A 23,431-nucleotide genomic window follows, 5' to 3' on the forward strand; every position below is an offset into this window, starting at 1 on the left:
GCACTAGTGCAATGGAGAGCGCAATGCAGGGGATACCGCAGCCGACGTCGCCGACCGCCGCCTACACGCCGACCGACCGCACCGTCCCCACCCGCTCCCCGGGCCGGGCGTCGTACGACAGGGAGCTGGTGCACGCGGTACTCGACGAGGCCTACGTCTGCCATCTCGGCTTCGTGCGTGACGGCGCGCCGGTCGTGCTGCCCACGCTGTTCGGCCGGGTCGGCGAGACGCTCTACGTCCACGGCTCGACGGGCTCGCGCCCGCTGCGGATGACCGGCCAGGCCGACCCGGGGCTGCCGGTGTGCCTGACGGTTACGCATGTCGACGCGCTGATCCTGGCCCGCTCCGCCTTCCACCACTCGATCAACTACCGGTCCGTGGTGGTGCACGGCCTCGCGTACGACGTGACGGACCCCGAGGAAAAGCGGGTCGCGCTCGATGCCCTCGTCGACCACGTGGTGCCGGGCCGGTCGGCCGACTCCCGGCCCGCCAACAAGAAGGAGCTGGCCGCCACCGCCGTGATCCGCCTCGACCTGAACGAGGTCTCCGCCAAGCTCCGCACCGGCGGCGTGAACGACGAGCCCGAGGACCTCGCCCTCCCCCACTGGGCCGGCGTCGTCCCGCTGCGCAAGGGCTACGACGCGCCCGTCGGGGACCCCGGCCTGGCCCCGGGTACCGAACTCCCGGGCTACCTCGGAGCCCTGTGATGCTGATCCACCCCTGGGACGCGCCCCGCGACGAAGAGGAGTGGCAACGGTGGCTGGACGTCCACGACTTCGGGCAGCTCGTCGTCAACGGGCTGGACGGCGAGCCGCCGCATATCCAGCCGCTGCACTTCACATACGACGCCGAGCGCGGTGAGGCCGCCACACATCTGGCCCGCCCCAATCCGATCTGGCCGGCGCTGCTGGCGAACCCGGACGTCGTGCTGAGCGTGATCGACGACTACGTGTACGTGCCCGGCCCCTGGCAGGCGGCACCGGATCAACCGTCCGAGCACGGTGAGTCGACCAGCTTCTACTCGGCGGTCCAACTCCGGTGCCGGGCCCTTGTCGTGGACGACCCGGCCGAGAAGGCAGAGCTGCTCAACCGCCAGGTCCGTCACTTCCAGCCGGAGGGCGGTTCGGCGGAGGTGGCGGTCGGTGAAGCGCCGTACGGCAGGCTGCTGTCCGGCATCCGCGGGCTGCGGCTCGAAGTGACCGGGGTGCGCGCGAAGTTCAAGTTCGGAGGCAGGCGGTCGGGCGAGGTCCAGGACCGGATCGCCGGGAAGCTGGCGGGGCGGGCGGGTCCGCGTGACGCGGCGGCGCGCGAGCACATGCTGCGCCGCCGCCCGGCCTGACGGCGGAGGCTGCGGCGAAGGGGCCCCCTCACCGGTGCGGTGCGGGGCCCCTCGGCGTCACGCCGGCAGCGGATCCCGCTCCTGATCCTGCTCCCGTTCCCGCTCCCGTTCCCGCTCCCGCTCCCGTTCCCGCCGCGCCGCGCGCGTCTCGGCCACCGCGAGACCTGCGACCGACCCGAGCATCAGCAGGGTGCCGGCGAGGGTCGGGGCCGTCAGGTGTTCACCGAGCAGGACGACGGCGAGAACGGCCGCACTGACCGGCTCGAGCAGCATGATCACGGACACGGTGGCCGACCGTACGGCGGCCGCGCCCGCGAAGTAGAGGGTGTACGCGAGTGCCGTGGGCACAGCCGCGATGTACGCCAGCAGCCAGCCGAGCCGGGCGAGGTCGGCCGTGTGCGGCAGCAGTCCCTCGGCGAGGGCGAGCGGCAGCAGGCACAGGCTGGTCACGGCGAAGGCCCAGACGGTCGTACTGGCGGCGTCGGCCCCGCCGTCACGGCCCCACTTGCGGGTCAGCAGGGTCATCACGCAGTACCCGGCCGCGGACACCAGCGCGAGGAACACGCCCCATGGTCGTACGGTCGCGCCCGCGCCGCCGAACGCGAGCACGGCGAGCCCGGTGAGCGCACCGGCCACCGCCGCGACACCCCCGCGACCGAGCCGCTCGCCCAGGGCCAGCCGGGCGCCGAGCGCGATGAACACGGGTCCGGCGCCGAGGGTGACGACGGTGCCCACGGCTAGTCCGGTGGCCTGCACGGCCGCGAAGTAGGTGGTCTGGAACACCGCGAGCCCGACGCCCGTGGCCCCGGCCCGCAGCGCCTTGCGGCCGAGGGGTTCGGGTACGGCGACGGTCGGCTGTGCGGTCCGGGCGCGCGGCCGCACGAAGCGGGCGGCGAGGAGCAGCACGAAGCCGACCGCGCAGCGCCAGAAGGAGAGGGCGATCGGCCCCATGTCACTGGTCCGGTAGACCAGCGAGGCGGCGGCGCCCGCGGTGCCCCAGGCGGCACCGGCGACGATGAGATAGAGGAGGCCTCGCCCGATGGGCAGGCCGCAGGCATGGTTCGACACGAGTTGTTCTCCGCAGATGCGCGAGTGCGCGGAAGTTCGGAAGACCCCTGGACAGCGGGGTCCGTGGACTTCTTCTGCGGGCAGCACCGTTCCGCCCGGCGATGCGCGGGGTTCAGTTCCCGTCAGGCATCGGGGCGCGGCTTCCGGAGGGCCCGCCTCAGGCGGCCGGAGGCGGGAGAACGAGTGTCGAAGGCATGGTCACGCAGCCTAGGCGACGTTTCCGCGGGCGGACAATTCCCTTTCCGGGCCGCCGCTCGCCACCGGCTCGGCGGGGCTCTTGGCGGGTGCGGACGACTGCGCGATGAACGCGCCGGCCAGGACGACCGCGCCGCCGACGATCTGTGGCGCGGAGAGGTGCTCGCCGAGCAGGAACCAGGCGAGGACGGTCGCGATGACGGCCTCCAGGCACGCCACGACGCCCGCGACCTGCGGCGAGAGCCGTCGTACGGAGAGCACGCCGGCGACGTAGGCGACGACCGTGGCGACGAGCACGATCCAGGCCAGCAGCAGGGCGGCGGCGACCGGGGTGCCGTCCATGTGGGCGGTGCCGGCGAGGACCGACCAGTCCATGTTCCAGGGGCGGGCGACGAAGGTGAGAACGGCGGCGCCGACGAGCAGGCCGTACGCGATGACACCGAGCGGGTCGGGCGCTGCCTCGCCGGAGTCGCTGCCCTGGTCGGACAGGACGAAGTAGCCGACCTGGCAGAACGCCGCGCCGAGCGCGAGGAACAGGCCGAGGGCGTCGAAGCTCAGACCCGACCAGACCTCGACGACACAGGCGAGGCCACCGACCGCGAGGACCACGCCGAGGGCGGCGGCACGTGTCACCGGCCGCCGCTGCACGAACCGCACCCAGCCGAGCACGAGGGCGGGGGCGAAGTACTCGACGAGCAGCGCGACTCCGACCGGTATGCGGGAGATCGAGGCGAAGTAGAACGCCTGCACACCGGCCACGCCGAACAGGCCGAACCCGGCGAGCAGCGCGGGACGGCTGCGCAGCAGCGCACGGTGGCGCACGGCGAGCGGCAGCATCACGAGGGCGGCGCCGGCCACGCGCAGCCACACCACATGCAGCGGGTCGAGCCCCGCCTCGATCAGCGGCTTGGCCGCCACACCCGATCCTCCGAAGGCGATCGCGGACCCGATCGCCAGACCGAGCCCGACGCCCTTGCCACGGCTGACCTGACTGCTCTCAGACATACGCACGGGCACATGATGACAGGCGATGACATGAGCGTCATCCCCGATGACACCTGTCTCGCCGAGTGGACGGGGATGTCGGAGGGCGGGGGCGGCTCGCGGCTGCAGGTGCGTGCGGGAGGGGGCGCCAGGAACCGGCGCCGGGAGAGGGCCCATGCACCGGGCAGCGAAGGCCCAGCCATGCCAGAGCTGCCACGCCAGGCAGCCCAGCGCGCAGAGGGTGTCGACCTGGCGCAGGGGCCTCGCCCTAGCAGGCCGTTTCGCCGTCGGTGGCGTACTCGTCGTGGTGTTCGTCGATGCGGGCGCGTACCGCGTTCGCATCGATGCCGGCGCGGGCGAGCACCTCCACGGCACGGGCCTGCGGGTCCGTCACGATCGCCGCGAGCAGGTCGATGCCGCGGGCCTGTGGGTCGCCTCGCCGGGCGGCGCGTCGGCAGGCGTGCTCCATGGCGCTCGCCGCCAGCGGGGAGAAGCCCTCGCCGTCCAGCACCACGGGGACGGCGCCGGAGTCCTCGACGGTGGCCTGCCAGCGCAGGCCGTAGCCGATGCTGCGCTGCACGAGGTAGCCGAGCAGGCGGGCGATCTGAGGTCCGTCGCCGAAGACGGCGTACGCGTCCGGGTCGCGCTCCAGGAGCGAGTGCAGCAGATGAGCCGTGTCGATCTGCCGGTCCCCGTCCCTGACCGCCCGACGGCGGGCGCCGGAGATCACCGCTGCCAGTTCGTCGCTGAGCCTGGCATCGTCCGCCGCGGCGTCCGGGCGCCGACAGTCCTGCTCCTGGGCCGACTGCCGGGGGATACGGGATTGCACGTCCCCTACCCCATCAACCACTTCGAGCCAGGTCATCCCCGGGAGGAAGCATTCTGGCGTCCCACACAGAGTGGACTCCGCCGACCGAAATCTCCTCCTTACGGATGAGATCACGCCGACGACCCCGAGGGGCTCGCGCCGCCTTGCCCTGCGCCGCGTACGCAACCATGGCGCTCCACCGCACGTCCCACAGGGACATGGAGCGCAGGTGCTGGCTGGTGGCGTTGCCTGCCGTCGACGGCAGGCAGTACGTCTACCGGGTGTACGCGCCGGAGGACGCCCTGCTCGCCGACCTGTTCTGGGCGGCGTGGCACTGCCACGAGGACAGCGCGTTCCCGCGCGCGTGGGATCTGTTCGACGCGGCGGTGATCCGGCTGGTGGGCCGAGCCGGCTGACCGAGCCGATGGCTCAGTCGGCGGGTCGGGCTGTCGGCTCGGCCGACGTCTCCACATTTTCTGACGGTTCATCAGTATTGAATGTTCCACGCCTCCCGGCTACGTTCCGCGACACCGTAGCCCGAGACGAAGGGGTGGTCGCATGGCCGAAGTCAGCGCGGAGGCACGCATCGAGGCACCGGCCGAAAAGGTCTGGGCGCAGCTGACGGACTGGTCGGCGTACGGACAGTGGAACGCCACCCACACCAGCTTCCCGGACGGCGGTCCGGCGGCCCTCGAAGTGGGCGGGACCTTCCAGGAGAACATGAAGCTCATGGGGTTCCCGGCCGAGGTCGAGTGGACCATCGAGCAACTGGAACCGGCGCGACTGCTCACCATTCGCGGCAAGGGTCCGATGGCGGTGACCGTGGCCACGCGCTACACGCTGACCCCGGACGGCGACGGCGCCACGGCCGTGCGGATCGACGGGGAGTTCACGGGTGCGGCGGTGTCGTTGATGGCGGGCAAGCTGAAGGACTCGGCGACTGCCGCACTGAACGAGTCGCTGCGCAAGCTGGCGGGGTTGGTGACCTGAACACCCGCGCCGCCCAGGCGGTACAGGCACACACGAAGGCGCCCCGCGGATCACTCCACGGGGCGCCTTCACTCACGGGCGACCCGATCTCACGCACGGCGAGAGGGCCACCGGCTCTTCTCACCCCTCGCCTCAGTCCTCGTCGGCAAGGATCAGGTACAGCTTCTTGCGGGACTCGTTGATGACGGCGAGCGCCTTCTCGCGCTGCTCCTTGTTGCCCGTCTTCCAGACCTGCCCGAAGGCCTCCATCAGACCGAAGCCGGCCTGACGGATCTCACCGAGGGCCTCCCAGTCGACACCACGGGAGGCTTCCTCCCAGGGCGCCTCGGGCCCCCCTTCGGCCGCCTCACGGCCCGACTGGGTGAGCGAGAACAGCTTCTTGCCGCCCTCACTCTCACTGGCGATCAGGCCCTCGTCCTCCAGCAGCTGGAGGGTGGGGTACACCGAGCCGGGACTGGGCTTCCACGCCCCGCCGCTGCGCTCGGCGATCTCCTGGATCATCTCGTAGCCGTGCATGGGGCGGTCCTTCAGCAGGGCGAGGATCGAGGCGCGCACATCACCGCGCCGCGCCCTCCCTCGCGGTCCGCCGCGACCACCCCTCGGCCCCCAGGGGCCGGGCCCGAATCCAGGCCCACCGAAGCCGGGGCCACCGCCCGGCCCGAACGGCCCGAAGGCGCCGCGAAGCCCCTCGAAACCGCCCCGGCCGTGGTGACCGTGTCCACCGTGTCCACGCTCGAATCCATGGGAGCGCATCGCAATCACTCCATTCCATCGTTGATCTGTCGCGATGCCTCAACGATATATCGGTATAGCTCGCATGGCAAGCACCGTGAGCGGTCGGAGTCCGGTATTGGTTGCTGGCTTCCTCGCGTGCTCCGAGGGGCGAGCCCAGGATCTGGGGGGCCGTCCGGGGCGAGAAGAACGACGTCGTGGGACGGTGCGCCACGGGTGGCGAGGAGAGCGGCAGCGTTTCAAGATCATGGCCATACACCCAGCCCGACCTCGTGGCCGCCATCAGGCAGACGCAGGACCGGCAGCCCGCCACCGAGCGAACCGGCTCACAGCCCGCGTCGGCCTCCTCCGTCCAGCGACGGCTGGAGACCGCGCTCGCGCGAATCAAGCTGCCGCGAGCGGAGAACAGCGACCTCGCCAGGCGTCTGGAGACCACATACGGAGAGATCAGCAGGCTCCGTGGCGCATCTCCCCGAGATGGTCATGCCCCGAAGAACGGACAGCAGACGGTGACCGCTTCGGAAGGCACCACCACCTGACGCGGCAGCACGATCACCGAATACGTCAGTGGGAGGGCGGTGCGGTGCAGGCGCGGGATAGACGAGCAGCGGTACCGGGGAGGTCGCTGCAACCCCGACGCTTCAGCCGCGGCGCCACCGCTCGATGCGCTTCTCCCAGGCCCGATCGTCCGTGGTCTCCAGGAAGCCGCGGTGGTTGATGAGCAGGTACACCTCGTCGGCCGATGCATTGGTGGTGGTGAGGATGAGGGGTTGGCCGGCGTTCAGCAGGCCGCCGAGGAAGCGGCCGTAGAGGTGGGTGAAGCGGGTTTCTGCCGCGGTGATGTCCGCGCGGGTGAGGGTGAGGTCGCCGTTGTCGGACCAGTCGGTGAGGACGAGCAGGTCGGGGTGCAGGATGATCCGGCCGCGGCGCTGGAAGAGAGTCTTTTGGCTGACGCCGGCGGCGATCTTCGCCGCTGCTCGCTTCTCGCTCAACTCGTGGGCGGTGGCGCCGATGTAGTCGGCCTCGGCGAGCGGTGCGCCGATCTCGTTCATGGGGATCCTCCGGAGGGGTTCGTTCGTACGGTCCGCGGGAGATGTGCGGCTCACGGGCGTCAGGAGTTGCGCGACCAGAAGGCGCAGCGGTGTTCGGCCGCCGCGTCCACGCCGGAGAACGTGTTCCGAGCCAGCTGCTGGGTGTACGGGAAGGGCGGCCAGCCGTCGCCGGGCGTGCCGGTCCTGGCGAACGTCGTCCACGCGGCGATCATGCGTCGGGAGAGGGCGGACTGCCCTTCGTCGAGGCGGAGGTCGCCCATGCCGAACAGGTAGGGCAGCTCCGCGCTGTGGTAGGCGCCCAGCGGGAAGTCGGGGCGGAGGTCGGGTGCGGGTGGGCGGCGGTCGGCGAACTCGTAGCTGTAGACCGGCACATGCCTGGCCAGCAGCCGGTCGGCGGCCAGCGTGGGGCACACCCAGCTGCGGTCGGTGCCGACCTTGGCCCAGGCCAGTGCGGGCGTGGCACCGGGCGGGTACACGCGGGCGATGCGGGCCGCTTGCCGCCGGCCGTAGGTCTCGGTCAGCAGGCGGCGGTAGTCCGCTGCCGTCATCGGCGCGTCCAGCGTGAACAGGGCGGCAAACAGCCGGTGTTCATCACGGGTGTTGCCCTGCAGGACGGGCACGCGGTGGACGTTGCCGGCGGCGAGCGCGCGGGCCGGCGAGCGGGGCAGGACACTCGTCCCGTAGGCGGGCTGGTGGAAGCGCCCGTTGAGGGACAACACGTCCTTGACGGGCTTGGCGCGCAGGCACTGCAGGCTGCGGCAGCCCAGAGCGCCGCGGCCCTTGGCGGCCAGCTCGTCCTGGCGGGCGAAATAGGTGGCGGCGGGGTCGCCGGGCGCGAGCGTGTTCTTGGGCCAGTTCTGCCGGCAGGAGCCGCTTTGAATGACCGCGCGGTGGAAGAGTCCGGCGGCCTTGGGCGAGGCGAGCTGGGCGCACACGCTCGCGCCTCCGGAGGACTCGCCCATGAGCGTGACATTGCCGGGATCCCCGCCGAACGCGGCAGCGTTGTCCCGTACCCAGCGCAGCGCCGCCTGCTGGTCCTGCAGGCCGAAGGCACCGGAGTCAGGCAGGTCCGGATGGGCGAAGAAGCCCAGGGCGCCCAGGCGCGAGTTGACCGTCACGACCGTGACGTCGCCCTGCCGGGCCATCCGGGTGGCGTCGTACTGATCCCCGGAGCCCGAGCTGAAGGCCCCGCCGTGTAACCAGACCACGACCGGCCGCGAGGCCGGCGGTCCGTTCCATCAGCGGGCGTGGTGACGTTGAGGTACAGGCAGTCCTCCGCGGAGTCCGCCACCTCGGGCTGCGCGCAGGCCGGTCCGGGCTCGACCGCCGTCCGCGTGCCGGTCCAGGTGGGTGGCGCGGCCGGGGGTTGCCAGCGCCGCGGGCCGACCGGAGGCGCCGCGTAGGGGATGCCTTGATAGGTGGTGACGCCGTCGGCGGTTAACCCCTCCAGGCGGCCCTGGCGAGTACGGGCGGTGTCCGACCGGGCCTCGGGGTGCTGACCGCGGGCAGGCTGACTGTGCGGGTGCTGCCCGGCCGTCGCCGGCGAGGTCTGCACCGCATCCGATGTGCCCATCACCGCCACGAGGAGGGCCGCGCCCAGTGCGGCGCGGGCAGTGGAGCGTCGCTTTGGCATGGTCCGGCCCTCTCCCTCTTGCCGCTGCAGTGTGCAGGCGGCCCATCACTTTTTACAATACGTTCGTATTGCCACAACGACATTAGGCTGATCCGCCCAGGAGGGCAAGCACGAGGAAGAGAGGTGCCCGTCGACGTGCCGCGACAGGTAGACCACAAGGCCCGCCGGGACCAGATCGCCGAGGCGCTGCTCGACATCGTCGCCGAGCATGGTCTGGAAGCGATCTCCGTGCGGGCCGTGGCGGCGCAGGCGGGCGTCTCGGCCGGGCGCATCCAGCACTACTTCGCCAACAAGGACGAACTGCTCGCCTACGCGATCGAGTACCAGGACTGGCTGGTCCAGCAGCGATGGAACGAGCAGGCATGGCCCGAGGGCGAGCCCACCCCTCGGGAGGCGCTGCGCTGGGTGCTGCTGGAGACGATCCCCGGGGACGACCGGCGTCGCCGCGAGTGGCTCGTCGGCGTCGCGTACCTCATCCGCATGCTTGCGAACCCCAAGCTGCGAGCCCTCTACGTCGACGGGTTGCCCCGCCTCTACCGGCTCCTCGCCGACCTCGTCCGCATGGCTCAGGAAGCCGGCGACATCGCGCCGGACCGCGACCCCGAGGTGGAAGCGGAACTGCTCTTCGGCATCGCCGACTCGCAGGGTCCACCCGTCGTCCTGGGCCTGCGTACCCCCGAACAAGCCGCCGCTGCCATCGACTATTACCTTGACCATCTATTCCGGTAACCGCCGACGGCGGGGCATCGGCTGACCAGAACTTCGCCGTGTGACGTCCAGGTCGGTGACCTCGCGCTATGGCCTTTCCTAGGGAGATCGTCCAAGGTGGGGGCGCTGAGCGAGCTCCGACCAGGTGACATTTCCGCCGGTCAGCGACGCTGCGAGTGGGATGCGTTGCCCTTCGGGCAGTGGCTCAGGTGTCCTTTGCCATTCAGTCGAGGAGCGGGAACGGGGACCACGTCGCTCCGTTCGTGAAGGCGGTGGACACGGTTTGCGGCCCGGCCCGGGCGGCGGGGTCGGGCGGGGTCGGTCTGGCGATAGCGTGATCCTCATGACGGCTGAAGACGAGGCGCTGGTCGGCGGCATGGCGAACGCCGGGGCGGTCTTCCGCCGAGGGGAGTTGGTGGAGCGACCGGCACCGCGCAACGCGCGCGCCCTGCATGCCTGTCTCCTTGCACTGAAGGAGCACGGCTTCGACGCGGCGCCGGCCCCTGTCGGTCTCACCGCGGATGGCCGTGAGCAGCTGACTTTCATCCCTGGCGACGTGGCTCTGCCGCCGTTCCCGGACTGGGCGATGACGAGTTCTGCCCTCGAATCGGTGGGGAGCCTGCTGCGGCGTCTGCATGAGACCAGCGCGGCCGTCGCGGTCGACACCCGTGCCGAGTGGCCCCCGGACCTCGCCGACCCTGAGGGGGGAACGATGTTGTGCCACAACGATGTGTGCCCGGAGAACGTCGTCTTCCGCGACGGTCGTGCCGCGGCCCTGATCGATTTCGACTTGGCGGCCCCGGGCCGTGCCCTCTGGGACATCGCCATGACCGCCCGCTATTGGGTGCCCATGCTTGATCCCGAGTCCGCGGCCGCTCTCTACCCGCCCGGGCTGGATGCGGCCGCCCGGCTGCGGATTCTTGCCGACGGCTACGGCCTCTCGGCGGGGGACCGCGCCGAGTTGCCCGGCGTCATCGGGCAGGCCACGGAGGTCTGCCGGGCCTTCGTCACCCGCCGCGTGGCCGGCGGAGACCCCGTCTATCTCCAGGCGTTGGCCGAGCGTGGTGGATGGGAACGCTGGGACCGCATGCAGACCTGGCTGGTGGACCACCGCCAGACGTTCACGGCTGCCCTGCTGAACTGAGGCCGAAGACGCGGGTGCTGTCTGGCGGCCCTATCCCCCGGCCGACGCTCACTGACCTTGGGGGAGGAAGCTGCTGGAGGACCAGTGACGGATCTGCCGACCGCCGCCGGGGGAAGGACTGCCAAGAGGTGCGCGAGACCGTCCCGCTCGCCATCATCGCCCGGTAGGCCACACAGCGCAGAGCCTCCACCCAGAACTGAGCGGAGGCTCTGCGCATCGACTGCGAGGTGGAGAGGTCAGGCCCCGGTCACGGGGGCAGCAACGCATGCGGTGTAGAAATCTTTGACGCCGAAGCCCGACTGCTTCCACGGTGCAACGCAGTAAACGGCGACGGCGGCCACAGGGGCACTTACGGCGCCCACGAGCTGGTTGAGCTGCCCGTCGGCGGGCGCGGCAAGTCCTGGCCGAATCCGCTTGGCGCGGCATCGACCGGCTCCAGGGCCGCGGTGGCTGTGCTTGAGCCACAGACGATCGCGGCGCCCACCAGTAACGCAATAACTCCCAGCTTTGTCCCACGCATCAAGTTGCTCCATCCATCCATGTCGGCACCGGAACCGGGCGCCGCTCAGGAGAGCGGTCACCATTGGGCCTTGGTCACGCCACGAGCAGCCTGCTCAGCACTGCGCCGTCACTGAGGCTTCGATGGCACGAGGGCAAAGTTCGCGGTCCGATTCGCCTGTGGTCGCATGTGATCCGGTCCACCGAGGACGGTTGCCCGAAGCGCCGGAAAACCGGTGGAGCCGTCGGAGCATGTGTCCGTACCGTCCCTGGGGTGACCTACCTGAGTCCCCTGGGATATCTGCTGGGCATCGAGGGCGCCGCTCTGCTGCGCGGCTTCCGGGAGGGAAGCGCCGACCGGGCGTTCGTCGAGGCCCGGATCGCCGAGATCCGGGCCCTGCTGGACACGCCCGCCCTTGCGCATGCCGAGGGCGTGACGGCGAGTGAGGGCACGATCAGCACGGCCGACGTCTACCGGTCCTGGGCGCCGCACTACGACGCTCCCGGCAACCAGATGATCGACATCGAGCAGCCCGTCGTCCGGCGCATCCTGGACGGCCTGCCCGTCGGCACGGCGCTGGACGCCGCCTGCGGAACCGGCCGTCACACCGCCTACCTGCATGAACTCGGGCACCACGTGATCGGCATCGACGCGTCACAGGGAATGCTTGCCCAGGCTCGCAAGCGTCTGCCGGATGTCGACTTCCACGAGGCCGACCTGCACCGGCTGCCGGTTCCCGACAATACGGTCGACACCATCGTCTGCGCGCTCGCCCTGACCCACGTCCCCGACTTGGCCCCCGTTCTGGCCGAGTTCGCGCGCGTCCTACGTCCCGGCGGACACCTCGTGGTCTCGGACGCCCACCTGCTGGTGTCCTACCTCAGGCCGACCCTGCCGCGCCGTCCCGGCCCGGACGGCCACCCGTCCCTTCTCGCCGAGTACCACCGCCCGCTCAGTGGCTACCTCGCCGCAGCCCTCCCGCTCGGGTTCCAGGTCCGGCACTGCGAGGAACCTCGCCGCCCGCGCCACGACCTCGCCCCGGACACCGCCCCGGACCCGCTCCCCACATGCGTGTCCTGGGACCTGCTGCACTGGTGTCCGGAAGCATCGGCTGCGGCCCTGGACGATTCCCCTATCGCGGTCATCTGGCACTTCCAACTCGAAGGCACCGCGAAGAACTAAGCATCGATCCGCACAGTCCTGTCGGCGGTCGCGTTCAAGTCCGGCACCCTGCGTCTGGTTTTCGACACAGGCCACCACCTGACCTGCTCGTCCGATCGGGCCTACGAAGTGTGGCAGGTCACGGGCCCGGCGGGGTGGCGCTTCGTGTCGCTGCCCGGGGGCGATCCCGCAGTCTGGTCCGACCGACCGATACGGGGACGGAGTACCGGCTCGCGCAGTCCGAGCCCTTCTCGACACCGGTGCCGTCGACCGCGTCCGCCTGGCGCGCTCCTCCCGCCGGGCACTGGTGAACGCACAGGCCGACGGCTGGACCTGCGTCATCGTCACCAACGGCCGCACCATCCAACAGGAAACGAAGATCCGCAACCCCGGACTCGACCGACTCGTCCAGGGCTGGGTCGTCTCCGAAGCCGTCGGTCACAAGAAGCCCGAACCGGAGATCTTCCAAGCGGCAGCCGCAGCCGTCGGCCTCCCCCTCCCCGGCGCGTGGGTCATCGGCGATTCACCGCACGCCGACATCGCCGGTGCCGACGCGCTCGGACTTCGCAGCGTGTGGGTGACGGACGGACGGCCCTGGACGCAGGGCTCCTACGAGCCCACTCACACGGCTCCCGACGTCGCCTCCGCGATCAACCACGCCATCGGTACGCGGCCATAGGGTGTGCCGCTGATCGAGGTACCCCTCCCCGAAATCGGTCCAGCACCCCCGAATTGGCCTTGGCCGCCCCTCTGCCGCACCGCCTAACGTCGGCGTCATGCGGATTCGAATCGTCGATGCCTTCACCGACCGCCCCTTCGCCGGCAACCCGGCCGGGGTCCTGCTGCTCGACGCCTTCCCGGAGGACGACTGGCTCCAGAAGGTGGCCATGGAGGTCAATCACGCCGAGACGGCGTTCGCGCACCGGCTGGACGAGGGCGGAGAGGCCGACTGGGCGCTGCGGTGGTTCACTCCGGCCGCCGAGGTGGCGATGTGCGGGCACGCCACGCTGGCCACGGCCCACGTACTGCACAGCACCGGCGCCCACGAAGGGCCCGTGCGGTTCGCCACCCGCAGTGGCGTCCTCGTCGCCACGCCCCGCGACGACGGCTCCCTCACGCTCGACTTCCCGACCGCTCCGCTCACACCGGTCGAGGTCCCGGACGGAGTCGCGCAGGCCCTCGGCGCCGAGCCGCTCGTCGCCTTCGACACCGGTCCGAACATCGGCGACCTGCTCATCGAGCTCGCCGACGAGAAGACGGTCCACGCCCTGACCCCCGACCACAAGGCCCTCGGCGCCTACTCCGAGCGCGGCATCATCGCCACCGCACGCGCCGAGGACCCCACCCGGGGCTACGACTTCGTCTCCCGCTGCTTCTTCCCGAACTTCGGCATCGACGAGGACCCGGTCACCGGCAGCGCCCACACGGCCCTCGCCCCCTTCTGGTCCGAGCGCCTCGGCCGGGCCGAACTCACCGGCCTGCAGGCCTCCCCGCGCTCCGGCCGTGTCCGCACCGAGCTGCGCGGCGACCGCACTCTGCTGAGCGGCCGCGCGGTGACCGTCATCGAGGGGGAGTTGATCGCCTAGCTCCGGTCCGGCCGGGGGGGGGACGCCAAAGGGGGCGTACGAAACCGTCGTACGCCCCCTCGGAACGGCTCACGCCGTCGGCAGCCACCCCACCTTCCCGGCCAGCAGCGCATACCCCACAAACGCCCCGATGTCGAGCAGGGAATGCGCCACGACCAGCGGGCCCACCCGACCCCAGCGCCGGTACAGGTAGACGAACACCACGCCCATCGCCATGTTGCCCAGGAAACCGCCGATGCCCTGGTACAGGTGGTACGAGCCGCGCAGTACGGAACTGGCCACCAACGCGGTGCCGGGCGTCCAGCCCAACTGGCCCAGCCGGCGCAGCAGATAGCCGACGACGATGACCTCTTCGAGGATCGCGTTCTGCAGGGCGGACAGGATCAGCACCGGGTACTTCCACCACACGTCGGGCAGCGCCTCGGGCACCACGGTGAGGTTGAAGCCGAGCCCACGGGCGGCCAGGTAGAAGGCGATTCCGGTGCTGCCGATCACCGCCGCGATCGCCGCTCCGCGAGCGAGATCCGGCCCGGGGCGGGTGCGGTCGAAGCCGAGCACGCGCAGGCTCGCTCCCTCACGCAGCAGGAAGTGCGCGACGAGGGCGACGGGCACCAGCGCGGTGGTGATCCCGAAGAGCTGCCAGGCGAGATCCAGCCAGGGGCGGCCCGGCGCGGCCGAGGCGTTGAGGGTGGCGGCCTGGTCCTTGAGACCGCCCGGTTTGGTGACCGATCCCACAAAACTGATCAGGGCGGACACACCGCTCGCACCGAGCGAAAGCCCCAGAACGAGCAGCGTCTCATCACGGAGAATCCGTCGCGAGGGCCGCTCATGCGGAAAAGAATCGGCCACGGGGCCTGCCTCGCCCTGCACACCTGCCTCCAGTTGAGTAATCCCGCCGCATCCTCATCGCCGCGCCGCTGGGCAGGGCGACAGGGAGGTGCACCACCGTCATGGGACGTCACAGCTTGCCCGATCAGTATGGGGCGGGCGGCAGCGACCCCCACTGAGGCGACCTCCGCCGAGGCGACCCCCGCCGACGCGCACGCCGCCGTACGGTGGCCGTCGCGACGGGCCTCGTCCTGGCCGTCGCCGGCGGTACGGCCGCCGCGGTCAAGGGCGGACTGCTCTCCTTCGGCTCCTCCTGCCAGAACGACCCGGTACGGCTGACCCTGGCCGCCTCCCCCGGCCTGGCTCCCGCCCTCGGAGCGGCGGCGCAGCAGGTCGCCGTCGGCCCCGACGCCGACCGCGAGGAGGCCGACCGCATCGCCGAGGCGAAGGGCGGCTCGGGCCACGAGGTGACGGACCCGTCCCAGATCCACTCGGTGATCCTGAAGGCGATCGTGGACGCGGGGACACCGGGCAGGCCGGGCTGACGGGACCTGTCCCGGCAACCGCCTCGGCGGTCACCCCAGCGGCACCGGCTCCAGCAACCCCACCGGCCAGGTGTGCACCGGGTCCCCGCGGTGCATCAGCTCGCGGTACCGGCGGGTCGTCGCCGCCAGTGCCGCCTCCCGGGTCAGCCCCGACTCCAGGGCCCGGTGGAAGGTGGCCGACTGCCAGGACGCCCCGTTCATGCGCCTGCGGCACCGCTCCTCGATGACACCGAGGTAGAGATCCCGGTCGGCCGACTCCACTCCCCACGCCTCCAGGCCGGCCTCGGCCAGCGGCAACAGCTCGTCACGAACGAGGCTCACCGCGTCGACCTCGGTCGTCCCGCCGTACCGCCCCCGCCGGGGCCAGCGCAGCCGCGCGTCGATGCCGTGCTTGCACGCCGCGTCGAAGTTGGCCGCCGCCGTCTCGAAGGGCAACCGGGTCCACACCGGCCGTGACTCCTCGGCGAGGGCGCGGACGACGCCGTAGTAGAAGGCCGCGTTGGCGATGACGTCCGTGACGGTGGGCCCGGCGGGCAGCACGCGGTTCTCCACGCGCAGATGCGGGACGCCGTCGGCGATGCCGTAGACCGGGCGGTTCCAGCGGTACACGGTGCCGTTGTGCAGGACGAGCTCGGCGAGCTTGGGCACGCCGCCGGCGTCGAGCACCTCGAGCGGGTCCTCGTCGTCGCAGATCGGCAACAGGGCCGGGAAGAAGCGCAGGTTCTCCTCGAAGAGGTCGTGCGCGGAGGAGATCCACCGCTCCCCGAACCAGGTGCGCGGCCGCACGCCCTGGGCCTGCAGTTCGGGCGGGCGGGTGTCGGTGGACTGCTGGAACAGCGGCGGGCGGGACTCGCGCCACAGCTCCCGCCCGAAGAGGAAGGGCGAGTTGGCGCCCACGGCGACCTGGGCCGCTGCAACCGCCTGAGCCGCGTTCCACACGTCGGCGAAGCGCCCCGGGGTGACCTGGAGATGCAGTTGCACGGAGGTGCAGGCGGCCTCGGGTGCGATGGACTTCGACGTGCACGTCAGATGCTCCACGCCGTCGATGTCGAGCGTGAAGTCCTCGCCGCGGGCGGCCACGATCTGGTCGTTGAGGAGGGCGTAGCGGTCGACGTCGGAGAGGTTCGAGGAGACCAGGTCGTCGCGGTCGAGGGTCGGCAGAATGCCGATCATCACGATTCCCGCGTCGAGCTCACCCGCTTTTCGGTCGGCATATGCCAGTGATGTACGGAGTTCCTCGGCGAGCCGGTCGAATACCCGCCCCTGCAATCGATGTGGGGCTATGTTGACTTCCAGATTGAACATGGCGAGTTCTGTTTGGAAGTCGCGGCTCGCGATCCGCTCGAGTACCTGACCATTCAACATTTTCGGCATGCCGTCGGCGCCGGTGAGATTCAACTCGATCTCCAGCCCCATGAGGTTCTTGGGGCGGTCGAACCGCTTCGCCTCCAGCAGCCGCTCCAGGCCCGTCAGACACTGCCGCAGCTTCCGGCGGTAGCGCTGACGATCGGACAGATCGAACCGACCTGCCACGACCTTCTCCCCCATCGAAGCTTCCCTCCTCGGATGGGCGGACCGAAGACCGGGCCGCCGGTCTCCCGGGTCAGGTGGGATGATGCCCAGCCGAAGCGATCGATAACGTCCCGCGCGAGGCCGACGCCCGCTAGGCTGTCGGACGTGACCGGCGGCACATTCACCAGGCATGGACCACCGTGCGGTTCGGTCGCCTCACGAACTCGTGAAAAACGCCGACGAGAATTGGCCGACCGCACCCGGGGCATTTTTCGAGGTCATCGCCGCACGACCGGCCGGGAATCGGGATGATTCCCGCATAACGCCGACCGAATGGCCCCTTGTCGAGTGCACCAAAAGCGGTTAGACGAAACATCGTCTGAACACTCGTCGTATAAACTCCGCAATCAAGGCAGAGGGTTGGCGCCCGCGGTCCAGGACCTGCCGTCCACGAGACGTACGGCAGGCCTCACCCACGTCTCTCGCTCCCAGACCCCGGCCCCCGCCTCTCTGACCTCCGTGAGCAGACAGCGCCGTCCGCCCCCGCCCCGCCCTGCCCTCGCGCCACCGTGCCTGTCGAATGAGAGAGGCGACCCACCATGCCGCTGCATGTCCCCCCGGCTCCCGCGCCCGCACTTCGCTCCGTCCTCACCGCACTCGGCTCGCCTACCGCGGTCAGTGAGGCCCGAACTCCCTCCCTGCGCGCCGCCCAGGGGCCCGCGACACCCGAACTCCCGCTGCCCGTCCATGTCGTGGACGAGATCACCCCGGCGGGGGTGGCCGCGACCCGGCTGGCCGGCTGGCGTTTCCTGATCCGCTGCGGCGACCGCGCGGTGGCCGCGGCCGAGACCCGGCTGACGCCCGACGGCTGGGCCTTCTCGCACTTCTTCGAGGGTCCCTACATCGCCTCCACCGAGCGGGCGCTGCGCCAGACCGAGACGATCACGCAGGCCTACCAGCCGCGCCTGCTGTCGTTCCCCGGCCTCTACATGCTGACCCTCTGGCTGCACAGCGACTGCACCGCGGACGGCGCCACCGGGCACCCCGACGGCACGGACATCCTCGTGCCGCTGGCCCCGGCCCCGCCCGGCATCGCGGCCCACGTGCCGCACCGGGTCGCCGAACTGCTCCCGGTGCTCGCCCACCGGGCGACCCCGGCTCCGCTGCCTCCCCTGCTCGGCTCGCCCGCCTGACAGCACATCGCGCGAACGGCTCCGTGCCCCGCTGCCCGATTCCGGGTGGCGGGGTACGCCGTTGTTTGCGGTGGGATCGGGGCAATGGGATTAGGCTCGTATCGGACAACAGAAAACACGCACGCACGAAACGTAAATAACTCGTACGAGCGAGAATGCGCTCGAATGAGCCCGCTAGCCCCCGGCCCCCGCGGACTAGCCCCATCCGACCACTTCGAACCATCCAAAGTGACAGTGGAGTTGGGATGAACCGTCCGCGCGGGTGACGCGTCCTCAACCTGTGAGAAGCGGTGCTGCGAAATCCCTGCGGATTCACGCCCGTGGGGCAACACTGGGTTCCGACCGACCAATCGCCAACGGGGGGCGGCCATGAACGAAGTTTCACGCCGCGAAACAGACACCACAGCCACTTCACCCATCACGACAGAGCGAAAGATCCCATCCATGTGCCAGCACCAGCCACCGTGTCCCTCAGCCGACTCCGCCGACCGGGAATCCGCCCGTCTCGTGGCGCACCACCCGGAGCAGGGATGGAGCCTGCTGTGCAACGGTGTTCTGCTCTTCGAGGACACCGGTGAGCTCCTGCCGGACGGCAAGATCATCGCCCCGCACCGTCCACTGGGCACCGGCAAGGTGATGACCGCCGCGTAACGCCTGCCCGCGGACCACGCCGGACAGGCCCGCACCACCGGGCGGCGCTACGGACGCCCGGCGTACCCCAGGGGCCGGTCGCAGACCCTGACTGCGAGCCGGCCCCGACGTGCGTCCAGGGGCGGTGACTCACCGTAGCCGGGGCCTACTTCAGCGCTTCCCTCAGCGCGAAGTACGCCGGCTTCGGGCGCAGTTGCTCGTCCCACGGCAGGGCCGCGCCCTGGCCCTCGAAGAACGCCGGGATCCACGAGTACTTGTCGGTGTAGTCCCAGATGGTGATCCCCACGCACCGGCGGACCGCGAGGCAGGCGTCGGTCAGGTCCGCGTACCAGTCCGCCTGCTGGGCCAGCTTCTCCTGCGTCGCGGGGAGGATCATCCGGATGTCCACCTCGGTGAGCGAGGTGTCGAGTCCGAGCCTGGAGAAGCGCCGGAGGTTGTCCTCCAACGTGGTCGGATAGCCGTACTGGAGCGCCAGATGGGCCTGGAGGCCGATGCCGTCGAGCGGAACGCCGTCGGCCTTCAGCTCCTTGGCGAGGTTGTAGTAGGCGTCGCTCTTCGGGCCGATCGCCTCGATGTTGTAGTCGTTCAGGTAGAGCTTCACCTTCGGGTCGGCCTGGCGGGCCCAGCGCAGGGCGTCGGCGATGTAGCCGGGGCCGAGCGTCTTGTAGAAGACCGTGTCGCGGTACGTGCCGTCCTCGTTGAACGCCTCGTTGACGACGTCCCAGGCGAAGACCTTGCCCCGGTAGTGCCGTACCTCCGTCTGAATGTGCTTCTTCAGTACGGGCCGCAGCTCGGCCGCCGTCCACTCGCGGCCGGTCAGCCAGTCGGGCAACTGGCTGTGCCAGACGAGGGTGTGGCCGCGCACCTTCTGGTGGTGGGCGCGGGCGAGGTCGACGATCTCGTCGCCCTTGGAGAAGTCGAACACGCCCTGCTGGGGCTCGGTGGCGTACCACTTCATGCCGTTGCCCGGCGTGATCTGGTCGAACTCGCTGCCGAGGAGCGCCTTGTACGGCTCGTCGACGAGCTCGGGGTTGTCGGTGGCGCTGCCGAAGTAGCGGCCGTGGCGCTGGGCCAGTTCGGCGAGGGTGGGCTGCTTGCCGTGCCGTTCGTCCGCCTGCGCCGCCGGGCCGGTGGCCACGCCGGCCGCGACCAGCACGGCGGCGAGGGCCCCGGCGAGTCTGAGCCGGGTGCGGGAGCGGGTGGTCGTAGTGCGCATGGTGCGACTCCTCACGGATCGGTGGTGTTGAGCCGTACGTCCGCCTGCGCGCGTCATCCCTTGCTGGCGCCGGCGGTGAGGCCGCCGACGAGCTGGCGCTCGGCGACCGAGTAGAAGGCGAGGGCGGGGACCATGGCCAGCACGAGGTAGGCGAACACGCGGGCGTAGTCCGCGGAGTACTGGCCCTGGAACTGCTGGACGCCGATGGGCAGGGTCCACCAGGTCGAGTCGGTGAAGACCAGCAGTGGCAGGAAGAAGTTGTTCCAGCTGGTGACGACGGCGAGGACCGAGACCGTGCCCAGCGCCGGCCGCGCCATGGGCAGCAGGATCCGCCAGAAGAACCCGAACGGCCCGCACCCGTCCAGCGTGGCCGCCTCCTCCAACTCGCCGGGGATCTCCCGGAAGAAGCCGCGCAGGATGATGATCGTCATCGGCAGCCCGAAGGCGGCCTGCGGAAGGATCACGCCCAGCGGGTTGTCGAGCAGCCCCATGGAACGCAGCAGCAGGAAGAGGGGCAGGGCCGCCACCGCGAAGGGGAACATCAGCCCCATCGTGAACAGCGTGAACAGCAACTCCCGTCCGCGGAAGGCGAATCGGGCGAAGGAGAACGCGGCCAGCGCGGACACGGCGACCACCAGCACAGTCGTCGCCACCGCGATCAGCGTGCTGTTGCCGACCAGCCGCCAGAAGTCCCCCGAGCCGAGGATGCCGCGGTAGTTGGAGAACACCCACGGGCTGGGCAGCCCCACGGGGTTGCGGGAGAGCTGGTCGGTGGACTTGAAGCCGGACAGGACGGCGTACAGCAGGGGCAGGCCCATCACCGCGCCGACCACGACGAGGATCAGGTGCAGGGGCAGGCTCTTCCTGCCGGACTTGGCCGTCACTTGGCGTCTCCCCTCATCGTCGTGGTGGCCCCTTCGAGATCGCGGCGGAGCACGAACCGCTGGTAGGCGAGGGCGAAGACGAGGCTGATGCCGAACATGACCACGCTGATCGCGCTGGCGTAGCCGACCTGGTAGCGCTTGAAGCCGTACTGGAACATGGTCACGGCCATCGTCTCGGAGTGGTGGTCGGGGCCGCCCGCGGTGGTGACCCAGACCAGGTCGAAGAGCTGGATCGCCCCGATGACGGACAGGAAGACGCTGATGCGCAGGGTGGGCGCGAGCAGCGGCAGGGTGACGCCGCGGAAGCGCTGCCAGGCGTTCGCGCCGTCGATCAGCGCGGCCTCGGTCAACTCCCTGGGGATGGACTGGAGTCCGGCCAGGTAGAGCATCATGTGGAAGCCGAAGTACTTCCACGTCATGACCAGGAAGAGCGTCGCCATCACCATGGACGGGTCGGCGAACCACTCCCCGCCCAGCCCGTCCAGCCCGACGTACCCGAGGAGGTGGTCGGCGAGGCCGTCGTCGGGGGCGAAGACCATACTGAACAGCACGCCCGTGATGGCCTCGGACAGCACGTACGGCGCGAAGAACAGCATCCGGTACACGGCCCGGCCGCGCAGCCTCTGGTTGAGCAGTACGGCCATGGCGAGCGCGAACGGCAGCTGGACGGCGACCGAGAGCACGACCAGGAACAGGCAGCGCCCCAGGTCCCCGAGGAAGACGGGGTCCTGGAAGAGCCGGGTGAAGTTGTCGGTGCCGATGTAGTCGGACGGCATGCCGAAGCCGCCCCAACGGAAGAAGGCCGCGTACAGCGCGAACAGGATCGGCAGCAGCACCAGGACGAGGAAGAGCACCAGGGCGGGCATCTGGAAGGCGACCGCGGTGAGCCAGTGCAGCGCGCGCCGCCGGCCCCGTCCCGGGGCCGCGCCGGCGGACAGGGGCGGGACGTCGGCGTCGGGGCCGGTCCGCTTGTCCGGCAGGAACGTGGAGGTCATCGCCGGCTACTGCTCTTCCTTCGTGGCCTGTGTGAGGGACTCGGTGACCTGCTGGGGAGACTTGGACCCGGCGATGAGCGCGGCCACGCTGTCGTTGAGTTCCTGGCCCACGGCGGGCGCGTACGCCTGGTCGAGATAGAGCTGGAAGCCGGTGGCGCCCTTCAACTGTGCCTGGACGGCCTTGATGTTCGGGTCGGTGATGGCGCTCTCGGCACCCGGCACCACCGGGAGGACGCCGGTCTTCTTCACCAGCTCCACGTCCGTCGCCTCCGAGGCGAAGAACTTCAGGAAGTCGACGGCGGCCTGCGGAGCCCCGCTGCGCAGGGCGTGTCCGCCGCCTCCGCCGAACACCTCGGTGATCGCGCCCTTGCCGCCGTCGACCGCCGGGAACGGGAAGAAGCCAAGGTCGTCGCCGAGTCCCTTGCCGGAGTCCGCCTGCACGACCGGGGCCCACTGGCCCATGAGCTCCATCGCCGCCTTGCCGTTGCCGACGGCCGCGGCCTGGCCGGTGGGGGTGGAGTAGGCGGCGCCGAGGAAGCCCTTCTGGAAGGGCTGGAGGTCGACGAGCTCCTGGAGGTGCTGACCGGCCTGGACGAAGGCGTCGCCGGTGAAGTCCTTGTCGTCGTAGGCCTTCTGCAGGGCGGCGGCGCCGGCGGTGCGCATCGCGAGGTAGGCCCAGTAGTACATGCCGGGCCACTTCTCCTTGCCGGCCAGGGCCAGCGGGGTGGTGCCCTTCGCCTTCAGATCACGCACGGCGTCGAGGAAGCCGCTCCAGGTGGTCGGCGGCTCGGTGATGCCCGCGGCCTTGAAGAGAGCCTTGTTGTACCAGAAGCCGATCATGCCCATGTCGAACGGGATGCCGTACACCTTCTCGTCGAGGGTGTACGCCTCCTTCGCGACCGGCAGCAGGCCGTCGGCGAAGTCCTTGGTCCGGTCCGTGAGGTCCTCGACGAGGCCCGCGTCGACCTGCTGTTTGAGGACCCCGCCGCCCCAGGTGTGGAAGATGTCGGGCAGCTCCCCGGATGCGGTCAGCGCCGTCATCTTGGACTTGTAGGCTTCGTTCTCCAACTGGACGATCTTTACCTTCACCTTGGGGTTCTGCGCCTCGAACTTCTTGGCCAGCGCCGCCCAGACGCCCTTCGCCGGCTGGGTGGTGGAGATGTTCCACCACTCGATGGTGGTCGTCCCGTCCGACGACCCTCCCTCCGAGTCGCCGCCGCAACCGCTCAGTGCCGTCATGCCCAGACCGGCTGCGGCAGAGGTCGCGAGGAAGCCGCGGCGGGACAGTCCCGGGTCGCCCATCATGCGCTCCTTGGGTACGGGACGGCCCGTTCACGGCCGTCCACTGGATCGAAAGTTTCGGAGTTGACCCAGAAAGCTGCGTCGTTGCCGCACCCTAGAGACAGCTGCCAAACGGTGGCAACCCCTTGAACGCGGTGAATCTGCCGCCAACCGTCACGGCAGGTGCTGCCCTTGAGGGACATACCTGAACAGGTCGAAGGCCGCGCCGCCCTCGGTTACGGTCGAGGCTGCTCCTGGTAGAGCGTGGGGAGATCCGGTACGACGCCGGGCTCACGGCGTCGAAGTCGTCCCGCGGAGAGGGGAGTTCGCCGGGCAGCCGGCGGGCCGGCGCCGCGTGCGACTCCCGCACTGGGGCCGACCTTCGTCGGCCGTCCACCCACTCCAGGACGCGGGGCGCCGGGGAAGT

25 protein-coding genes and 2 pseudogenes are annotated in these 23,431 nt (G+C 70.3%); 14 read left to right on the plus strand and 13 right to left on the minus strand.

Going from position 1 to position 23,431, the window contains the following annotated elements; translation table 11 throughout:
• Positions 1-23: 23 nt before the first annotated feature.
• Both AB5J49_RS07215 and AB5J49_RS07220 read left to right on the plus strand, forming a co-directional pair.
• Positions 24-707, plus strand: coding sequence for a pyridoxamine 5'-phosphate oxidase family protein (locus tag AB5J49_RS07215; RefSeq protein WP_369167634.1), 684 nt, complete (start codon positions 24-26; stop codon positions 705-707).
• The gene (locus tag AB5J49_RS07220; protein WP_369167636.1) at positions 707-1,339 is read left to right on the plus strand and encodes an FMN-binding negative transcriptional regulator; all 633 of its coding nucleotides are present in this window, start codon (positions 707-709) and stop codon (positions 1,337-1,339) included. Before AB5J49_RS07215 ends, AB5J49_RS07220 begins: the two co-directional genes overlap by 1 nt.
• A 57-nt stretch (positions 1,340-1,396) precedes the next feature.
• On the opposite strand, the gene AB5J49_RS07225 is transcribed toward AB5J49_RS07220, so the two are convergent.
• The 3 genes from AB5J49_RS07225 to AB5J49_RS07235 all read right to left on the minus strand — a co-directional run bounded on the left by AB5J49_RS07225 (position 1,397) and on the right by AB5J49_RS07235 (position 4,415).
• Positions 1,397-2,407, minus strand: coding sequence for a DMT family transporter (locus tag AB5J49_RS07225; RefSeq protein ID WP_369167638.1), 1,011 nt, complete (start codon positions 2,405-2,407; stop codon positions 1,397-1,399).
• A gap of 207 nt (positions 2,408-2,614) precedes the next feature.
• Positions 2,615-3,619, minus strand: a complete 1,005-nt coding sequence (locus AB5J49_RS07230; protein WP_369167639.1) for a DMT family transporter — start codon at positions 3,617-3,619, stop codon at positions 2,615-2,617.
• Between the two features lie 235 nt (positions 3,620-3,854).
• The gene (locus AB5J49_RS07235; RefSeq protein WP_369167640.1) at positions 3,855-4,415 is read right to left on the minus strand and encodes a Clp protease N-terminal domain-containing protein; all 561 of its coding nucleotides are present in this window, start codon (positions 4,413-4,415) and stop codon (positions 3,855-3,857) included.
• 197 nt (positions 4,416-4,612) lie between these two features.
• Between AB5J49_RS07235 and AB5J49_RS07240 the strand changes: the two genes are divergently transcribed.
• Positions 4,613-4,810 carry a hypothetical protein gene (locus AB5J49_RS07240; protein WP_369167641.1) on the plus strand — a complete coding sequence of 66 codons (198 nt, stop codon included), beginning with the start codon at positions 4,613-4,615 and terminating at the stop codon, positions 4,808-4,810.
• A gap of 142 nt (positions 4,811-4,952) precedes the next feature.
• Positions 4,953-5,384 carry an SRPBCC family protein gene (locus AB5J49_RS07245; protein ID WP_369167642.1) on the plus strand — a complete coding sequence of 144 codons (432 nt, stop codon included), beginning with the start codon at positions 4,953-4,955 and terminating at the stop codon, positions 5,382-5,384.
• A 132-nt stretch (positions 5,385-5,516) separates the two neighbouring features.
• On the opposite strand, the gene AB5J49_RS07250 is transcribed toward AB5J49_RS07245, so the two are convergent.
• Positions 5,517-6,137 carry a PadR family transcriptional regulator gene (locus tag AB5J49_RS07250; protein ID WP_369167644.1) on the minus strand — a complete coding sequence of 207 codons (621 nt, stop codon included), beginning with the start codon at positions 6,135-6,137 and terminating at the stop codon, positions 5,517-5,519.
• A 251-nt stretch (positions 6,138-6,388) separates the two neighbouring features.
• Between AB5J49_RS07250 and AB5J49_RS07255 the strand changes: the two genes are divergently transcribed.
• Positions 6,389-6,655, plus strand: coding sequence for a hypothetical protein (locus AB5J49_RS07255; RefSeq protein ID WP_369167645.1), 267 nt, complete (start codon positions 6,389-6,391; stop codon positions 6,653-6,655).
• A gap of 102 nt (positions 6,656-6,757) precedes the next feature.
• On the opposite strand, the gene AB5J49_RS07260 is transcribed toward AB5J49_RS07255, so the two are convergent.
• The 3 genes from AB5J49_RS07260 to AB5J49_RS07270 are packed head-to-tail and all read right to left on the minus strand — an operon-like array spanning position 6,758 to position 8,801.
• Complete coding sequence (locus AB5J49_RS07260; RefSeq protein WP_369167646.1) at positions 6,758-7,168, minus strand: hypothetical protein; 411 nt, start codon at positions 7,166-7,168, stop codon at positions 6,758-6,760.
• Positions 7,169-7,227: 59 nt separating this feature from the next.
• The gene (locus AB5J49_RS07265) at positions 7,228-8,376 is read right to left on the minus strand and encodes a carboxylesterase/lipase family protein (protein WP_369167647.1); all 1,149 of its coding nucleotides are present in this window, start codon (positions 8,374-8,376) and stop codon (positions 7,228-7,230) included.
• Complete coding sequence (locus AB5J49_RS07270; protein WP_369167648.1) at positions 8,283-8,801, minus strand: carboxylesterase family protein; 519 nt, start codon at positions 8,799-8,801, stop codon at positions 8,283-8,285. The genes AB5J49_RS07265 and AB5J49_RS07270 overlap by 94 nt, the downstream gene beginning before the upstream one ends.
• Before the next feature lie 135 nt (positions 8,802-8,936).
• Between AB5J49_RS07270 and AB5J49_RS07275 the strand changes: the two genes are divergently transcribed.
• The 6 genes and pseudogenes from AB5J49_RS07275 to AB5J49_RS07300 all read left to right on the plus strand — a co-directional run bounded on the left by AB5J49_RS07275 (position 8,937) and on the right by AB5J49_RS07300 (position 13,899).
• Positions 8,937-9,530 carry a TetR/AcrR family transcriptional regulator gene (locus AB5J49_RS07275; protein WP_369167649.1) on the plus strand — a complete coding sequence of 198 codons (594 nt, stop codon included), beginning with the start codon at positions 8,937-8,939 and terminating at the stop codon, positions 9,528-9,530.
• A gap of 322 nt (positions 9,531-9,852) precedes the next feature.
• Positions 9,853-10,653, plus strand: coding sequence for a phosphotransferase (locus AB5J49_RS07280; RefSeq protein ID WP_369167651.1), 801 nt, complete (start codon positions 9,853-9,855; stop codon positions 10,651-10,653).
• A 772-nt stretch (positions 10,654-11,425) separates the two neighbouring features.
• Positions 11,426-12,334 (plus strand): class I SAM-dependent methyltransferase, encoded by a 909-nt coding sequence (locus tag AB5J49_RS07285; protein ID WP_369167652.1) that lies wholly within the window; start codon positions 11,426-11,428, stop codon positions 12,332-12,334.
• Between the two features lie 18 nt (positions 12,335-12,352).
• Positions 12,353-12,502, plus strand: a pseudogene (locus tag AB5J49_RS07290) (DUF6188 family protein); the annotation flags it as partial.
• Positions 12,503-12,593: 91 nt separating this feature from the next.
• Positions 12,594-12,992 carry an HAD family hydrolase gene (locus AB5J49_RS07295; protein ID WP_369175071.1) on the plus strand — a complete coding sequence of 133 codons (399 nt, stop codon included), beginning with the start codon at positions 12,594-12,596 and terminating at the stop codon, positions 12,990-12,992.
• Positions 12,993-13,089: 97 nt separating this feature from the next.
• Positions 13,090-13,899: a PhzF family phenazine biosynthesis protein gene (locus AB5J49_RS07300; protein WP_369167653.1), complete on the plus strand. Its 810-nt coding sequence runs from the start codon at positions 13,090-13,092 to the stop codon at positions 13,897-13,899.
• 69 nt (positions 13,900-13,968) lie between these two features.
• On the opposite strand, the gene AB5J49_RS07305 is transcribed toward AB5J49_RS07300, so the two are convergent.
• Positions 13,969-14,769: a CPBP family intramembrane glutamic endopeptidase gene (locus AB5J49_RS07305; RefSeq protein WP_369167654.1), complete on the minus strand. Its 801-nt coding sequence runs from the start codon at positions 14,767-14,769 to the stop codon at positions 13,969-13,971.
• A gap of 80 nt (positions 14,770-14,849) precedes the next feature.
• Between AB5J49_RS07305 and AB5J49_RS07310 the strand changes: the two are divergent.
• A pseudogene (locus AB5J49_RS07310) lies at positions 14,850-15,119 on the plus strand (hypothetical protein); the annotation flags it as partial.
• A 183-nt stretch (positions 15,120-15,302) separates the two neighbouring features.
• Here AB5J49_RS07310 and AB5J49_RS07315 read toward each other — a convergent pair.
• Positions 15,303-16,820, minus strand: coding sequence for a glutamate--cysteine ligase (locus tag AB5J49_RS07315; protein ID WP_369167655.1), 1,518 nt, complete (start codon positions 16,818-16,820; stop codon positions 15,303-15,305).
• A gap of 563 nt (positions 16,821-17,383) precedes the next feature.
• Between AB5J49_RS07315 and AB5J49_RS07320 the strand changes: the two genes are divergently transcribed.
• Together AB5J49_RS07320 and AB5J49_RS07325 are read left to right on the plus strand one after the other, a co-directional pair.
• Positions 17,384-17,977, plus strand: coding sequence for a hypothetical protein (locus tag AB5J49_RS07320; protein ID WP_369167656.1), 594 nt, complete (start codon positions 17,384-17,386; stop codon positions 17,975-17,977).
• A gap of 444 nt (positions 17,978-18,421) precedes the next feature.
• Positions 18,422-18,628 (plus strand): DUF5999 family protein, encoded by a 207-nt coding sequence (locus tag AB5J49_RS07325; protein ID WP_369167657.1) that lies wholly within the window; start codon positions 18,422-18,424, stop codon positions 18,626-18,628.
• Positions 18,629-18,773: 145 nt separating this feature from the next.
• Here AB5J49_RS07325 and AB5J49_RS07330 read toward each other — a convergent pair whose 3' ends face one another.
• The 4 genes from AB5J49_RS07330 to AB5J49_RS07345 are packed head-to-tail and all read right to left on the minus strand — an operon-like array spanning position 18,774 to position 23,025.
• Positions 18,774-19,844: an endo-1,4-beta-xylanase gene (locus AB5J49_RS07330; protein ID WP_369167658.1), complete on the minus strand. Its 1,071-nt coding sequence runs from the start codon at positions 19,842-19,844 to the stop codon at positions 18,774-18,776.
• Between the two features lie 53 nt (positions 19,845-19,897).
• Entirely contained in the window at positions 19,898-20,728 is an 831-nt protein-coding gene (locus AB5J49_RS07335) for a carbohydrate ABC transporter permease (protein ID WP_369167659.1), read from the minus strand.
• Positions 20,725-21,723, minus strand: a complete 999-nt coding sequence (locus AB5J49_RS07340; protein WP_369167660.1) for a carbohydrate ABC transporter permease — start codon at positions 21,721-21,723, stop codon at positions 20,725-20,727. Before AB5J49_RS07340 ends, AB5J49_RS07335 begins: the two co-directional genes overlap by 4 nt.
• A 6-nt stretch (positions 21,724-21,729) precedes the next feature.
• A complete protein-coding gene (locus AB5J49_RS07345; protein WP_369167661.1) occupies positions 21,730-23,025 on the minus strand; it encodes an extracellular solute-binding protein in 1,296 nt (431 codons plus the stop codon).
• Positions 23,026-23,431 lie beyond the last annotated feature (406 nt).

The organism is Streptomyces sp. R28 (genome assembly GCF_041052385.1).
Taxonomy (GTDB): domain Bacteria; phylum Actinomycetota; class Actinomycetes; order Streptomycetales; family Streptomycetaceae; genus Streptomyces.

Excerpts from the sequence above, each read along its gene's own strand:
- AB5J49_RS07300 (WP_369167653.1), top strand. The coding sequence starts at position 13,090 with ATGCGGATTCGAATCGTCGATGCCTTCACCGACCGCCCCTTCGCCGGC.
- AB5J49_RS07245 (WP_369167642.1), top strand. The coding sequence starts at position 4,953 with ATGGCCGAAGTCAGCGCGGAGGCACGCATCGAGGCACCGGCCGAAAAG.
- AB5J49_RS07340 (WP_369167660.1), bottom strand. The coding sequence starts at position 21,723 with ATGACCTCCACGTTCCTGCCGGACAAGCGGACCGGCCCCGACGCCGAC.
- AB5J49_RS07240 (WP_369167641.1), top strand. The coding sequence starts at position 4,613 with ATGGAGCGCAGGTGCTGGCTGGTGGCGTTGCCTGCCGTCGACGGCAGG.
- AB5J49_RS07320 (WP_369167656.1), top strand. The coding sequence starts at position 17,384 with ATGCCGCTGCATGTCCCCCCGGCTCCCGCGCCCGCACTTCGCTCCGTC.
- AB5J49_RS07220 (WP_369167636.1), top strand. The coding sequence starts at position 707 with ATGCTGATCCACCCCTGGGACGCGCCCCGCGACGAAGAGGAGTGGCAA.
- AB5J49_RS07250 (WP_369167644.1), bottom strand. The coding sequence starts at position 6,137 with ATGCGCTCCCATGGATTCGAGCGTGGACACGGTGGACACGGTCACCAC.
- AB5J49_RS07215 (WP_369167634.1), top strand. The coding sequence starts at position 24 with ATGCAGGGGATACCGCAGCCGACGTCGCCGACCGCCGCCTACACGCCG.
- AB5J49_RS07345 (WP_369167661.1), bottom strand. The coding sequence starts at position 23,025 with ATGGGCGACCCGGGACTGTCCCGCCGCGGCTTCCTCGCGACCTCTGCC.
- AB5J49_RS07315 (WP_369167655.1), bottom strand. The coding sequence starts at position 16,820 with ATGGGGGAGAAGGTCGTGGCAGGTCGGTTCGATCTGTCCGATCGTCAG.
- AB5J49_RS07280 (WP_369167651.1), top strand. The coding sequence starts at position 9,853 with ATGACGGCTGAAGACGAGGCGCTGGTCGGCGGCATGGCGAACGCCGGG.
- AB5J49_RS07260 (WP_369167646.1), bottom strand. The coding sequence starts at position 7,168 with ATGAACGAGATCGGCGCACCGCTCGCCGAGGCCGACTACATCGGCGCC.
- AB5J49_RS07325 (WP_369167657.1), top strand. The coding sequence starts at position 18,422 with ATGTGCCAGCACCAGCCACCGTGTCCCTCAGCCGACTCCGCCGACCGG.
- AB5J49_RS07270 (WP_369167648.1), bottom strand. The coding sequence starts at position 8,801 with ATGCCAAAGCGACGCTCCACTGCCCGCGCCGCACTGGGCGCGGCCCTC.
- AB5J49_RS07330 (WP_369167658.1), bottom strand. The coding sequence starts at position 19,844 with ATGCGCACTACGACCACCCGCTCCCGCACCCGGCTCAGACTCGCCGGG.